At 71.2% G+C, this 12,906-nt stretch carries 14 protein-coding genes; 4 read left to right on the plus strand and 10 right to left on the minus strand.

Annotated features, from left to right (window positions below; all coding sequences use genetic code 11):
* Window positions 1-448 precede the first annotated feature (448 nt).
* The 5 genes from OG897_RS40570 to OG897_RS40590 all read right to left on the minus strand — a co-directional run bounded on the left by OG897_RS40570 (window position 449) and on the right by OG897_RS40590 (window position 4,021).
* Window positions 449-1,171 carry a hypothetical protein gene (locus OG897_RS40570; protein WP_266665495.1) on the minus strand — a complete coding sequence of 241 codons (723 nt, stop codon included), beginning with the start codon at window positions 1,169-1,171 and terminating at the stop codon, window positions 449-451.
* A 100-nt stretch (window positions 1,172-1,271) separates the two neighbouring features.
* On the minus strand, window positions 1,272-1,736 hold the full coding sequence (locus OG897_RS40575; RefSeq protein ID WP_266665497.1) for a hypothetical protein: 465 nt from the start codon (window positions 1,734-1,736) through the stop codon (window positions 1,272-1,274).
* A gap of 65 nt (window positions 1,737-1,801) precedes the next feature.
* Window positions 1,802-2,176, minus strand: a complete 375-nt coding sequence (locus OG897_RS40580; protein ID WP_266665499.1) for a hypothetical protein — start codon at window positions 2,174-2,176, stop codon at window positions 1,802-1,804.
* Window positions 2,177-2,718: 542 nt separating this feature from the next.
* Window positions 2,719-3,429 (minus strand): hypothetical protein, encoded by a 711-nt coding sequence (locus OG897_RS40585; protein WP_266665501.1) that lies wholly within the window; start codon window positions 3,427-3,429, stop codon window positions 2,719-2,721.
* A gap of 211 nt (window positions 3,430-3,640) precedes the next feature.
* On the minus strand, window positions 3,641-4,021 hold the full coding sequence (locus tag OG897_RS40590) for a hypothetical protein (RefSeq protein ID WP_266665503.1): 381 nt from the start codon (window positions 4,019-4,021) through the stop codon (window positions 3,641-3,643).
* A 39-nt stretch (window positions 4,022-4,060) separates the two neighbouring features.
* Here OG897_RS40590 and OG897_RS40595 point away from each other — a divergent pair, with 39 nt between their 5' ends.
* Entirely contained in the window at window positions 4,061-5,635 is a 1,575-nt protein-coding gene (locus OG897_RS40595) for a hypothetical protein (RefSeq protein WP_266665505.1), read from the plus strand.
* Window positions 5,636-5,821: 186 nt separating this feature from the next.
* Window positions 5,822-6,544: an HNH endonuclease family protein gene (locus OG897_RS40600; protein WP_266665507.1), complete on the plus strand. Its 723-nt coding sequence runs from the start codon at window positions 5,822-5,824 to the stop codon at window positions 6,542-6,544.
* An 80-nt stretch (window positions 6,545-6,624) separates the two neighbouring features.
* Here OG897_RS40600 and OG897_RS40605 read toward each other — a convergent pair whose 3' ends face one another.
* Both OG897_RS40605 and OG897_RS40610 read right to left on the minus strand, forming a co-directional pair.
* Window positions 6,625-7,044, minus strand: a complete 420-nt coding sequence (locus OG897_RS40605; RefSeq protein ID WP_266665508.1) for a hypothetical protein — start codon at window positions 7,042-7,044, stop codon at window positions 6,625-6,627.
* Between the two features lie 59 nt (window positions 7,045-7,103).
* The gene (locus tag OG897_RS40610) at window positions 7,104-7,751 is read right to left on the minus strand and encodes a DUF6233 domain-containing protein (RefSeq protein WP_266665509.1); all 648 of its coding nucleotides are present in this window, start codon (window positions 7,749-7,751) and stop codon (window positions 7,104-7,106) included.
* Between the two features lie 296 nt (window positions 7,752-8,047).
* Here OG897_RS40610 and OG897_RS40615 point away from each other — a divergent pair, with 296 nt between their 5' ends.
* Both OG897_RS40615 and OG897_RS40620 read left to right on the plus strand, forming a co-directional pair.
* Window positions 8,048-8,653 carry a hypothetical protein gene (locus OG897_RS40615; protein ID WP_266665511.1) on the plus strand — a complete coding sequence of 202 codons (606 nt, stop codon included), beginning with the start codon at window positions 8,048-8,050 and terminating at the stop codon, window positions 8,651-8,653.
* Window positions 8,654-8,787: 134 nt separating this feature from the next.
* A complete protein-coding gene (locus OG897_RS40620; protein WP_266665512.1) occupies window positions 8,788-9,618 on the plus strand; it encodes a hypothetical protein in 831 nt (276 codons plus the stop codon).
* A gap of 638 nt (window positions 9,619-10,256) precedes the next feature.
* Here the strand turns inward: OG897_RS40620 and OG897_RS40625 are convergent.
* The 3 genes from OG897_RS40625 to OG897_RS40635 are packed head-to-tail and all read right to left on the minus strand — an operon-like array spanning window position 10,257 to window position 12,906.
* Window positions 10,257-10,952: a hypothetical protein gene (locus tag OG897_RS40625; RefSeq protein WP_266665513.1), complete on the minus strand. Its 696-nt coding sequence runs from the start codon at window positions 10,950-10,952 to the stop codon at window positions 10,257-10,259.
* Between the two features lie 59 nt (window positions 10,953-11,011).
* Complete coding sequence (locus tag OG897_RS40630) at window positions 11,012-12,175, minus strand: peptidase M23 (RefSeq protein ID WP_266665515.1); 1,164 nt, start codon at window positions 12,173-12,175, stop codon at window positions 11,012-11,014.
* Window positions 12,172-12,906, minus strand: a complete 735-nt coding sequence (locus OG897_RS40635; protein WP_266665517.1) for a hypothetical protein — start codon at window positions 12,904-12,906, stop codon at window positions 12,172-12,174. The genes OG897_RS40630 and OG897_RS40635 overlap by 4 nt, the downstream gene beginning before the upstream one ends.

The following is a 12,906-nucleotide window of genomic DNA, read 5'->3' on the forward strand; positions in this document are numbered from 1 at the left end:
GCCGGGGCATAGAGCGACGAATTGCGCAAGCGCAATTCGAATTCCGGCGCAAGCGCCGGAATGGAATTCCGTAAACGGAATTCCGAACAGAATGCAATGCGCGCAAGCGCGCATTGCCCGTGACCGCGCAAGCGCGGTCACTCAGGCTGGTTAGCAAGTGAGGTGCATCGTGTGCGGGCCTGTGTAGGGTTTGGGAATCTCAACCACCACCCCCCGCGACGGGGTGACGGGTCGTCGGCCCGACCGGGTACCGGTCCCCCGTAGTGAGGGGTTCCGCTGCGCTCCACCCGAGCGGCTCTCTCTTCTTCCCGAGCGTGCATCCCGGCGATGCATCATAGTGATGCACTGTGTAGCATCTGGGATGCTGTGTCCCCACCGGAATGGGCCGTCTGCCCTTCGAGAGAAGGGTAGACGGCCCATTCACAGATGATGCATCACTGCTGGCCTGCTACTCCTCGTAGTCGCCGAAATAGAGGGCCTCGTATTCCATTCCTCCCCACCCACATTCGGTGCAGTAGCACCATTGACGGCATGTCAGGGTGGCTTCCCCGGTCCTGCATTTGGGGCAGCAGAGGCGCGATTCCTGGGGAACTTCCAGTCCCAGCTCCTGCGATTCGATCTGTCCCAGCTCTCCCGTGGCGTAGACGGCCCAGTCGTCTCCACGCAGCAGATGGGGGATGGCGTCGGTGTCCGTGTACCAGTCACACGCCGAGCACACGAACGTGCCGTCGGGGGCGGCGTGCAGCGCGCCCGCGCCGCCGCAGGAGGGGCAGTAGACCGGCATCGACGGGGCGGGCCTGCTCACCCGGCCCGCTGTGTTCCGGTCCTCCGGAATGCGGGCGTGAGGGAACGGAATTCCCGCCCGGTACGCGTCGTGGAGCTGTGATGCGGCGTCCCGCATTCGCCGCAGCGATTCCAGCTCACCGTAACTGTCGTGCGGGGCGCTCATGTAATCGTCGAGCGCCTCGTCCATTTCTTCGATGGAGATCACCGGGTCGGTGACGTAACCGAGAGTTCCGTCAGGGCCGACGGCCCAGATGTGTTCGCCGTCCACGTCAATGTCCCGGGGGTCGAGCAGTTCGCGGCACTCGGCGCACTGGAATTTTCCGTCCGCCAGAATTCCGAACTTCGCGCGGTGTCCGCCGCATGCTCCGCAGATGATGAGGATCATTTTCCCGCCCTTTTTATGTGGTCTGTGGGCGCGCGATGAGTGGCCGCGCTGGAGGGGGGCACGCCCGGAGTGGGGCGTGCCCCGGTGGGGGTGGGGGGTGCTAGTCGGTCTGGTGGTGGGTCACCAGGGGGCCCCATGCGGCGAGGATGTCGGCGGGGGTGCGGTCCGTGCGCGGGACGGTGCGCGGCTTGGTGGTGCGGGCCGGGGTCCATTTCGGGGCGGGGCGGTCGGCGGCGGCCTGGATGATCGCGCGGACGTGGTCTTCGTGGGCGCGCCGGTCGTGGACCCTGGCGATCATCAGGGCCTCGGCCTCGGCGCGGCTCTGGATCGGTCGGCGGTCGGGTCGGCGGACCTGGTCGCCCTTGGGCCACTGGGTCGGCGTCTTGCCCGTGGGCGGGCGCTCGCGGGTGATCGTCCACGTGCCCTTGTGCAGTGCCACGAAGTAGCGGTGACCGCGCCACGAGGCGGTGACCTTCCACCGGCGTACGGCGGTGGTCTTGGTCTCCTCCCAGCAGAGCGTCACGCGGGTGTTCTCCGGCGGGAACGGAAAGGTGGGTGCCTGCATCGGTGTCCTCCTTGTGAGGTCTGGGAGCGGGTGCGCCCCGGTGGGGGCGCACCCGGTGGGGCGGGTCAGCTGCGGCGGTGCTGGGGGTACAGGAGGCTGCGGCGGAGTGCGTCGCGGGCGGTGTCGATCAGGTCGAGTGCGGTGAGCGCGGTGGTCTCGGTGAGGACGTGGTGGCGTCCGCCGGTGGTGGGCAGTCCGGTCAGAAGGAGGGAGCCGTACACCGTGGCGGGGCCGTTCGTGCCCACCAGGACGGTTCCGAGGATGTTGTGGGGGAGGCGCTCGGCGGGGTCGGTGATGCCGTGGATGACGATGTCGCCGATGGTGCGGAGGGGGTGGAGGGGGTAGTTGGCCTGCTCGGCGGAGTGCCTGATGGGGAGAGCGATCTCCCCGGCTTCCACGGGCAGAACGATGCCGTTGGTGTCGAGCATGTAAATGATCATGGATGTCTCCTGTGGGTGGTGGGGTGTGTCTTGGTTGCGGTCCGATGCCACTCGGTCCGACATAGAAAACTGTATTGCACTTGCGTCACTCGGTGTGGGAGAACAGCTGCTCAAACGGGTGAATCACCCCGGCCCGCCGCGCCCGCCCTCCAGCGGCTGCGCCGGGGACTGCGCAGCAGTCCCCCTCGACCCTTCGACGGCGCGCAGCGCCCCCCTGCGGGACCGAAACGGCGCGCACGACGAACGGGCCCGCCGCCGCACGGCGGCCCGGCAGCGCGCAGCGCTGCGCCCTTCCGCCGCACGGCGGCGGAAGGGATGATCGCGCTTGCGCGGTCACCCCCGGCTCGCGCAAGCGAGCCGGGCCCCTACGCCGTGCGCTTGCGCACGGCGGCCCCCAGGGCCCGGCTTGCCGGGCCCTCTCCCGCTCCGCGGGGCCTAATGGATGCCGTCGGCCGTGCAACCCGCAGCGCGCCGAGCTGCGCCCCCAGGCCCGAGCTGCGCCCCCGTCCGGGGCTGTGCCCAACCGTGCGGAGCTGCGGGGCCTACCGGCGGGCCTGCGCGGCCCTCAGTGCGGAACGGGCGGTACGGGTCCGGTAGCCGAGCTGCGCCACGACATCGGCGGCGGTGGTCTGCGGGTCGGCATCGAGGAGGACGGCAACGGCGTCGGCACGCAGTGCGGCGAGCGCCATCGTGGCGGTGCCCGGGTGCACCCCGATCGCGTCGGCCACGGCGTGGGCGGTCACGGCCGGGTCGGCAGTGAGGAGTTCGGCCGCGCGCGGGCGGATCTCCTCGCGGGGCAGCAGATCACCGGTGCCGCGCGGGCGGCCTCCGCGCTCGCGCTTGCCCTGGTCCCCGGGCCGCGTCTGCTCCCACGCCTGGATCACGCCCCGGGGCCAGTGGTCCACTCCCCCGATCTCCCGGCACGCCGCGCGCAGATCGTCGCTCTCACGGGCGTACGAATCCCAGGCGCGTGGGTCGACCGGCGGGGTGAGGCTGGCCGCCGCCTCCTGGCGGTCGAGCCAGTCTCCCGGATCGTCCTTGGCCGGGAGCGGCGGGACGGGGCGCCCGGCGGCCCATGCGTCCTGCTGATCGCCGTCCCACAGCAGGGTGCGGGCGCCCTTGCTGCTGACCGGGGCCGGTCTCCCCGGCGCGCTCACGGCCTTGCGGTTCTTCCACGTGCCCAGCGCCAGCCCCTCGCGCTGCGCCAGGTCGGCGGAGGTGAGGACGTGCTCTTCGCGCCCGGCACGGATCATGTATGTGCAACTCCCAGGACTCGGGCGGGACTTCGAAGCCGTGCCCGCATCCTAAAAACTGTAGTGCACTTGCCGCACTTGCGGGGATGCGTGGCACACTGTGCGGGGCATCACCTTTGGGTGGTGTGTCTTGGAAGGCCGACACCCTATGCCACCCGCCCCCGGGCGGAATGGGTGTCGGCCGCTTTCCTTCACCATGCCCCGGTCCGTGCTAGCGGGGGCGTTTCCCGGGGGCGCCGGGGTGTTGGTCGCGTTGGTATTGCCTGCGGTAGGCGGTGCCGTCCCGTGAGGGCAGTCCGAGCTTGCGGGCCCATACGCGGGCAGTGGCCGGGGTGACATGCAGGGCCTTCGCAATGTCGCGCAGTGTGTAGGCCGGGTTGGCCCAGAGGGATTTGAGCCGGTCGTCCGCGCTGGGGGTGCGAGTACTGGGCCGTCCTGTGCCGGTACGTGTGCCTTGCGGGGGCATGGCGGCGGCGAGCCGGGCATGGCGGGCTGCCCAGTTGCGCAGGGTGGTGACCGAGACGGCGATGAGCGCGGCGGCATCCTTGAGGGAGGACCCTTCCTCAAGGGCGGTGGCGGCGCGGTCGATCATCTCTGCTGTGACCCGGGATCGGGTGGGGATGGTGGGGTCGTGGGCCAGGGCCTGGACGGCGCGTTCGGCGACGGCCGCATCTGGTCGACCACCCACAGCGGAACGGCCTTCCACGCGTTCCGCATCAACGAGACCGGCCGACCCGTGGCGCTCTGCCGCAAGAACGTCTCGCCCCGCAGCCACACCACCTCGCACGACGCATACGTGACCGCAGAGAAGGCCCAGGACCTCCACGACGGCGCCCTCTGCGGGCGCTGCGCCGTCAAGCTCGCCGAGGCCGACGCCGAGAGCAGCATGGTCTACCGGCGCACCGAGAACGGCGAGACCACCTACCTGAGCCGGGCGCAGGGCGAGGCGGAGATCAGCCGCCTGCGGGAGGCATACGGCCGCAACGAGATCCCCGAGCTGTTCGCCGGACCCACGGGCGCGACGTACACCGACCGCAAGGGCCTCCGCATCCACCTGCTTCTGACGAACGCTCCGCAGCCGCCTACCCCGGCCGCCGGGCCGACGCCGCCCGCCACGCCCCCCGCCGACGGCGAGCCGCTGCCCCAGGCCGTGGCCGACGCCGCGCCCGGTGAGTTCGTGGTCCTGGCCGACGAGCACAACCCGGCGCAGATCATCGTGTGGCGCGACCGCCAGCACGCGGGCGTCATCGGCGACGAGACGGCCGCGAACCTCACACGCGGCGCGTTCACCGCCTGGTCGCCGACGGCGCAGCGGCGTGACGGGAACCTCGGGTTCTTCCCCACGAAGGAGGCGGCGGCCGACGCGGTCAAGGCCGCTGCGCAAGGTGGCGCAGCGGACCGCGCCGACGCGGAGTGTGACGCGTGGATCGCGGCGATCGACCGTTCGCTCTCCATCGGCGTCGGAGCGTCCCGCGCACCCGAGCAGCGCGTCATCGCGGAACTGCGCCACGGCGTGTGGCCGGACCCGTACGACGACGACAAGCGCGAGGACTGGTTGACGCTGACGGCCCCGCTCGTCGACTCCGACCCGTTCGAAAGGATCACGGCCGCCCACAACCGGGAGGCGTCGCACGCGGGTAACGCCATGCTCTGCGCCAACGGGTGGCGGGCACTCGGCGACTGGGAGTACTCCCCCCTCTCCAACACCTACCGGGCGCCCGCCGAGAAGATCGAGAACCCTGCCCAGCGCGAGGACATCCAGCCCGGCACGCTCGTCCGGGCGGTGATCGCGGGAACCCGCCCGGCCGTCACACAGGTGCGCGTCGACCGCCAGCCGTGGGGCGACGACCGCAACACCATCCTGAGCGACGGGCGCGGCATCGTCTCGGTGTACACCGCGAGCCTGGAGGTCATCGAGCGGCCCGCCGAAAGGCCGCAGCCGACGCCCGGCCTGGTGTGCGTCCACGGCACGCACACCGCCCCCGGGGCCGCCGGAGACCCGATCGCCGCCTGCCAGCAGTCCGGCGGCCGCGACACCTTCGGGGTGTTCAACGCCGAGGGCTGCACCTACGCAGACGACTGCGCCGTCGACGTCGCCAACGAAGCGGCGAAGCAGCACCAGGACGACGACACCACCTGGGGGCGGCTCTGCGACACGCACCCCGAAGAAACCGCCCACACCTGCCCCGAGTGCTTCGCCGACTGACCGGACAGACCCGGGCCGCCGCCGACGAACCCACGTCGGCGGCGGCCCGCACGCGCGCCCGCCCGGCCTCCACCCGAAATCATGCGCCGCCGCCGGCCGATCATCATAAGGATTCCCCGTGCGGGTGAACTCCCTTCATAAGCTGCCCACTTGGCGCTCTGCCGCCGTTACGGAGATCACCACACGGTGATCTCCGAAAGGGACGCGATGCGCGTACACACGATGGGCACCCTGGCCGCGACGACGGCCGTACTGGCAGCACTCCTGACCCCCGGCGCGCACGCCGCCGCCGAACCCGCCGCGCAGGCGGCGAACCCGCACGGGGCACCCGGCGACATCCTGACCATGCCGGTGCAGGACCTCCTGAAGGCCCTCCCCGTCGCGGCCGAGGACCGCACCGGGTACACCCGGAGCGCCTTCCGCCACTGGATCGACGCCGACAAGAACGGCTGCAACACCCGCGCGGAAGTCCTCCTCCAGGAGGCGTTCCTCCCGCCGCAGATGGGCGCAAAGTGCCAGCTCACCGGGGGTGAGTGGTACTCCAGTTACGACAATGCCTACATCGGTGACGCGCGGAAACTCGACGTTGACCACCTGGTCCCGCTCGCCGAGGCATTCGACTCCGGAGCCTCGGCCTGGACGGCCGCCGAGCGGCAGGCGTACGCCAACGACCTCGACGACCCCCGCGCCCTGATCGCCGTCTCCGCGACCACCAACCGAGCCAAGGGCGACAAAGACCCGGCCCACTGGATGCCCCCGGCCGAGAGCACGCATTGCGAATACTTTCGCCACTGGGTCGCGGTGAAACTCCGCTGGGGGCTCTCCGTCGACGCCGACGAGGCGCACGCGCTCGCACAGACCGGCGCCACCTGTTCCAACCCCCCGGTACGGGTCACGCTCGCCCGCTAAGGCCCCGGCATGACGGACGTCCCCACCGCCTCCGAGGCAGTGGGGACGTCGTCGTACGGCGGCCGTGCTCATCCAGGGCCCTACGGGGCGGGGCAGGCCATGGAGCCGTGGAGATACTTCGATTCGCTGCTCTTGTCAGGGAGCCAGCGGTCTTCGATGACCACCCGGACCTTGGGGCGCTTCGTCCACCGCGAGAAGGACACGCGCCTCTCGCCCCCGTGCGAGTCCCTGCACACCCTTCGGATCTCGCTCGTCCCCCCGGTCATCCCGGACGTCACCGACTCCAGACGAGCACACCCCTTGTTGACCACAATCAGCGCTCCCTTGAGCCGGAACCCTCCCTTCTCCCGCCGCACATTCACCAGCGCATTCGCTTGCGCCCCTTGCGAGTTCTCCACCAGCAGGGAAATCGGCTCCGGCCCGTCAGTCCCCAGGCAATCAGCCGCATCCGCCGACAGGGGAGCCAGCACAGCCGCTGCTGCCACTACACCGATGATCATTCGTCTCATGACCGCCCAACGCCCCCCGCCCGCCCGCCGGTACGGGCCGCCCCTCACCGTCACCCTGACGAGTCCGCCCCACCAGCCGGGGCCTCTCCGCCGCCGTCCGCCAGGCCCCCCGCGCACACGTCGCACGCCTCGGCCTCCGGGTCCAGCCGCAGCAGCTTCACCGCCTCCTCCGCATCCAGGACACCCCCGGTCCGCCCGTGGATCGCCCAGCACCCCGGCTCATGCACCCGCAGCCCCCGACCGAGCGGCACCACCTCCACCACCCACCCACCACCCGCCTCCCCACCCGCAGACACCGCGCCCTCACCGCCGCCCCCAGCGCCCCCGGAGGATTCCGCCTCCCGGACCGGAGCGGGAGGCGGGGTGCGCTCGGGGTGGCGTACAGACCGCAGCACCGGAACCCCGTCATACACCGCCCCCCGGACACGGCGCAGACGGCCGCTCGGAGCGTCCATCTCCAGGACCTGCACCTCGACATCGTCGCGGCCGGTACGGGCCGTACTGCCCCAGACCTCCACACCCACCCGGGCCACCCACCGGCCCTGATCAGTCTGCCGCCACCGGATCAGCCGCCCCCGCACCACCCCCGTGCCGCCCGGGAGCTCCACCTCCACCGCAGGCAGCAGCACCGGACCCGACGGTGTCCCGGCCCCGCCGCCCCGGCCCCGCCGTCCCCGGGAGTCCCGCCGATCCGACATCCCCCCAGAATCAGACATGCGTTCGATTAGGGCAAATGGATCACCCTCCGGACGGCGCGGCTGCACACGGCCTTCGCCGCAGAGAAAGGGCCCGTGCCGACCGGCACGGGCCCTCTGCGTATGTGGTCGAACCTGCGGTACGGCAGCAGCCCATGGTGAGCACAGAGTCAGTGATCACATGTCAGTTTCGGTGCCTAGTGGGGATTGCTGGGTTGACGGCCGATAGTCTGCGGGGCATGTGGATTGCGATTCTCAGCCCCAGGTCAACGGGCAAAACGACGATTGCATGGTGGCTGATGCACGCGCTGCATGAGCTTGGGTACGACGTGACCGGCTTCGACGCCGACGAGTCCGAGCAGCTCTACCGGTGGGCGCAGGCCCGCCCGGACGCGGAGGAGCGGCCCGGCCTCACCGTGCACCGCATCGCGAACGGCCGCTTCCACGAGGAGGCCCCGCCGAAGTTGCCCGCCGGGAGCATCGGTGTCGTGGACTGCGGGCACCTCGAAAACCACCAGGGCATCGGCCGCAGCGTGCTGCGCGTGGCCGATCTGGTGCTAGTCGCCTGCGCTACGACGAACTCCGACGTCGAGCGGATGGATGAACTCCCCATGGACTTCTTCATCAAGCAGGCGAGCGCGAAGCGGCCGGACAAGACTCCTCCGCCGCACCCGGTGCTCCTGTGCCGGAACACCCCTAGCGCCACCAAGATGCGGGACAGCATCCGGCAGACGCTGACCGAGGAGACCGACGACGGCGAAGAGGGTTGGGACGTCCTGAATACGGTGATTCCCGCCGTGCAGATGTACGCCAACACCGGCGAGGGGGTGGCGGTTCACGCCAAGGGTTCTGACTTCGAGGACCTGGTGCACGAACTCGAATCGCGCGGGTGGGTGGGCAAGTGAGCAGCAAGCAGCCCACTGCGGCCGAACTGCGCGCGGCGCGCAAGCGCCGGAGGCAGGAACAGGTCAGCTCACCGGAGGAGACGCAGGGAGGGAAGGGGGAGGGGCAGGAGATCGCGCAGGGGCGCGCTGAGGCCATGATGACGCTCGCCGATCTCCCGGAGGCGGTGGATGCTCCGGAGGACCTGACTGGCCCCCTCAGCGAGGTCGAAGCGGAGCGGTGGGAGACGTGTAAGCGCGGCCTCCGGCAGTTCCGGGATGCCTGGCACGTGGCTGCTCTCTCGGTGGATATCGCGCTGCGGGGGAAGCTGTGGCGTGCGGAGTACGACACTGCCGCCGAGTTCCTGGCGGCCGAAGCGAAGATGTCGACGTCCAATGCGTACCGGCAGATCGCGGGGGCGGGCATCGCTGCCATTCTCGCAGGTCAAACAACATTCGAACTTGAATCGAACGAAGTGTCCCGCATGCGGGACACGACTGTGGGCAGTACCCCGGAAGCGCCCGCCGTCACGTCGGAGGCTGCGGACGCTCCCCCTCCCATGATCATCTCGCAGCGCGCAGCAGAGGCGCTTGGGCCGGTCCGGGAGACGTTCGATCAGGAGACCGCTGCCGCCGTGTACCGGGCCGTGGCAGAGGTGCAGGGGACCGACACGGTCAGCGGCAAGGTGATCAAGGGAATCGTCCTCCAGCTCCCCCGCGAGGTGGACCGGGACGCACTGCTGGATCACGCCCGGAAGCTCGCACAGCCCCAGGAGGAGCCGCCCGCTCCAGCCCCGGCCCGGGACTCCGATCCTGTGAAGGCTTTCAGGGAGTACGTCGTCACGGTCCGGCGATTCGCTCAGGCCGTGGACGGCATGGCTGCCGCTCACGCTGCCGCCGCGCAGGCCGACCCGGAGGCCACGCGGAAGATGGTCGACACGATGGGACGGCACATGAAGACGGCGACCAAGCACTTTCCGGACGTGTAGGGCTCCGTGCATGCTCCGGGGTGCCATCGGCGAGTACGTGGCAACCCCGGGGCATGCGTGCATTCGTCCGTGGGACATAGGTCGCGCCAGCCCCTCTCAGGCGCTCGGGGCACGGCACCGTGATCACATGCATTCCCGATACCTTCCTGCCTTCCTGGCCGTCGCTGCCCTGCCCCTGCTCTGCGTCGGCGCAGTGGGGTGCGTAGCGGTTCCTCCTGCGTCGCCCCGGGCCCCCCTCACGGTCGAAAGGCCGCAGCTCGTCCGTGCGGTCCCGGCGTGGCCGGATCCGGTGGAGCCCTCCGCCGTCTCCACGTTGGAGCCCGCGGGGACTCCCCCGCGAGTAACTCCGCCTCCCGCAGGCCGCGTTGGTACCGTCCGGCCGGTACCGGTGCGCAATGAGGGCCAGGACCCAGCTCCGCGTCGACGGGCCGCCTCCCTGCCCCGGGCCTCGCAGGATCGGGCCCGTGTTCCTCGGAAAGCGGCGCCGCGACGTCAGGCCCGCCGGTCAAAGCCAGCAGCGCCCGCATCTCCGAGTCGGCGTCGTACGACTTACGATCCGGGCATTGTCTGTTCCTGGGCTCAGGGCGTCACGGACCCGGCCACGGTCGCCGCGTGCCGCACGCAGTACGGCCGGTAGCTCACTGAGAGGCGAGTTCCAGGACGCTGCGCGCCCGGTCGTCGTGCCCCAGCGATTCGAGGACGTCGACTAGGCGGCTGGCGTCCTCGCGGGCCGTTTCCGGGTCGGCCGGGAGCAGCAGGGTGCGCCACACGACATAGGCGTTGAGCGCGGCGCGTTGTGTGTCCTCGGGCGGAGCGCCTGCGGCATGCCGCAGGCGTGCGGTACGGATCAGGAGATCGGTTGCCTCCACCGGGTCGGCGGCGGCCTGATGGAGGGCGTGCCACGACCAGCAGGTGAGCATCTGTACCGCGTGGGGGTGGGCGGGGCCCCGGGCGGTCGTGAGGTCCTGGTAGAGCCTCTGGGCAAGGGCGGCTGCGGTGGCGTGGTCGCCCGCGCGGGCGGCGGCGGTGAGCCGCTGGCCAGCCTCCCGGTGCGCGCCGTCGAGGGGGGCGTGCCAGTCGTCGGGGGCCGCGTCGGCGGGCGGGGCTGTGACGGGTGCCGGGCTGGGGGCGGGCAGGGTGGTCACCGCTCCGCCGGGGGTCATGGTCATGTGCCAGGTGGCGTCTGGGTCGTATGCGGTGATGGTGAGGGTGCGGCCCTCCGCTGCGGCGCGGGTGTGCAGGAGGGCGAGCGCGGCATGGCGGCGTGCGTCGGTGTCGGCTCCGGTCAGGGGGGTGCCGTCGAGGTCACCTCCTGTGCGGGTCAGGGTGATCACGTGAGCGGGCCGTGTGCTCTCTGTCGTGGTCGGCTGCGTTTTCTTCCTCTTGGTGCGCATCATGATCCTTCCGGGAAGTGTGGCGGGGCCCACCCGAGATAGCGGGCTCCCCAGCGCTTTTCGATGGATGCGGCCGGGACGACGTCGATGTATCCGGGCCTGACGATGTCGTTGCTGGCTAGCTGGCCGTCGCCGAGGTAGACGGCGACGTGGCCCGCCCTGGAGCCCGTGTCCCAGTACATGAGGGCCCCGGGCGGCACGTCGCGGCTCTTGTCGTGGCGCATCGCGGCGGGCATTTTGCGGTAGTGGTCGATGGCGTACGGGACGCCGCTGACGTGCCAGCCGTGGACGATCGCAACGAACGCCAGGCAGCGCCGGTACCAGACGCCTCTCCCGCTGGCGGCTTCCTGGCGGGCCCAGGCGATGGCGTCGGCGGTGGAGCGCGGGTTGCGCACGTCGTCTGGCCATCCGGCGGCCGCGTCGTGGAACGGTGCTCCCGGGGCTCCGGAGTCCCGGCCGCACTCGTCAGTGAAGGGGGCGGCGGAGCCCTGATCGTCGTCGGGCCGGGCCGCGCCGGTACCGGCGCGGCCGAGATCGATTCCGGCCTGGTGGGCGATCTGGGTGGCGGTGAGGCGCTGCCCGGCGTAGAGCTCCGGGTGGGCGGAGTGCTGCACGGCTTGTGCCGCGTCCCCGGGCGGCATGGTCTCCCATCCGGGAATGTCTGTGAGGCCCGGCGGTCGGCCGGGGTTGCTGCCGTAGAAGAGTCGGCTGGAGCGGCGGGGGTTGAGGAGTTCGGCCCGTGTCCCCCACCCCTGGGAAGGGCGCTGCTGGAAGAGGCCGACCGAATCGGCATGGCCGTGGGGGACGTTGCGCAGACCGCTCTCCTGAAGGCCCGTCATAAGGCCGATCAGCGTTGCCTGGCCGGAGAGTCCGCGCCCCTTCGCGACAGAGTCGATGATCTTCGCGTTGTCGGTCTGTGCCGTCAGGGCGAATTCCGGGGGTGCGTCGGCGTCGGCGTCCAGCTCGGGAAGTCCGGGCGGGGCGCACTCCGCGCCGCGTGCCTTGTCCTGTAGCTCGTGGACGGCTCCGCCCGCGAGGGGGAGCGCGACAGCGGCGAGGAAGAGGAGCACGGAGGGGACGGCAACCGCTGCGGCGATCTTCGCTTTTGCCGGGAGGAGCGCGGCGCGAACGGCGACGCGGGCAGCGTCGCGGCCCTCGGTCACAGGCCCAGCAGCCGCGACACCCGCCACCCGGCGGCAGTCTGGATGATCTCCGCCTGGACGGTGTGGGTCTCGGTGTAGCGGGCGTAGGCGTCGACGTCGGTCACGGTGGCGACGGTGCGCCAGACCCGCATGTCGGGGACGTCCGGCGGCAGGTCGCTCCCGGCGGGGCTGACACGGACGTGGGTGACGGCGCTGATCCCGCCCCGGCTCACCAGCCGCCCCCATGCCGGGTCTTGGTGCTGGCGCAGGTTCCTGGTCAGGGCGGTGGTGGCCCACGGGGCGGCGCGCCGGACGGCGGCGGTGTGGTCGCGGTCGGGTACCGGGTCACGGGTCCAGTAGGCGCGGGCCCACGCCTCCGCCACGTCCTCGGGTGCCTGGCGGGCGGGCGGGGCGGGGGCGGGCGGTGGTGCGGGGGCGGGTGGAGCGCTGGAGGGGGCGGTGGGGTGTGCGGCGTCATGGTCGGCGGAGGGGTCCGGGGAGAGGACGTGACGGGCGACCAGGCCGACGGCCAAGAGGAGGAGCACGACCAGGAGGAGGCCGAGGGGGGTCACGGGCTCGCGCCGGGCGGCGGCCGTCCGGGCGGTGATGCCGTGAACCAGTGAGGCGCCCCGGTCCCTTCGGTCCCTGCGGCGCTCTCGTCGGCGCGGTGTGGGGGCGTCGTCGGCGGGAAGGGAGTCCAGCAGCTCCCGCCAGTTCTCGGGTGGGCGGTCCGGCGGGGGCTGCTGCGGCAT

It is taken from the genome of Streptomyces sp. NBC_00237 (assembly GCF_026342435.1).
In the GTDB taxonomy this organism is placed as follows: domain Bacteria; phylum Actinomycetota; class Actinomycetes; order Streptomycetales; family Streptomycetaceae; genus Streptomyces.

Bases quoted from the DNA above. Each gene is read 5' to 3' on its own strand.
- OG897_RS40570 (WP_266665495.1), bottom strand. From the start codon at position 1,171: ATGATCCTCATCATCTGCGGAGCATGCGGCGGACACCGCGCGAAGTTC.
- OG897_RS40575 (WP_266665497.1), bottom strand. From the start codon at position 1,736: ATGCAGGCACCCACCTTTCCGTTCCCGCCGGAGAACACCCGCGTGACG.
- OG897_RS40580 (WP_266665499.1), bottom strand. From the start codon at position 2,176: ATGATCATTTACATGCTCGACACCAACGGCATCGTTCTGCCCGTGGAA.
- OG897_RS40585 (WP_266665501.1), bottom strand. From the start codon at position 3,429: ATGATCCGTGCCGGGCGCGAAGAGCACGTCCTCACCTCCGCCGACCTG.
- OG897_RS40590 (WP_266665503.1), bottom strand. From the start codon at position 4,021: ATGATCGACCGCGCCGCCACCGCCCTTGAGGAAGGGTCCTCCCTCAAG.
- OG897_RS40605 (WP_266665508.1), bottom strand. From the start codon at position 7,044: ATGATCATCGGTGTAGTGGCAGCAGCGGCTGTGCTGGCTCCCCTGTCG.
- OG897_RS40610 (WP_266665509.1), bottom strand. From the start codon at position 7,751: ATGTCGGATCGGCGGGACTCCCGGGGACGGCGGGGCCGGGGCGGCGGG.
- OG897_RS40615 (WP_266665511.1), top strand. From the start codon at position 8,048: ATGCACGCGCTGCATGAGCTTGGGTACGACGTGACCGGCTTCGACGCC.
- OG897_RS40620 (WP_266665512.1), top strand. From the start codon at position 8,788: ATGATGACGCTCGCCGATCTCCCGGAGGCGGTGGATGCTCCGGAGGAC.
- OG897_RS40635 (WP_266665517.1), bottom strand. From the start codon at position 12,906: ATGCCGCAGCAGCCCCCGCCGGACCGCCCACCCGAGAACTGGCGGGAG.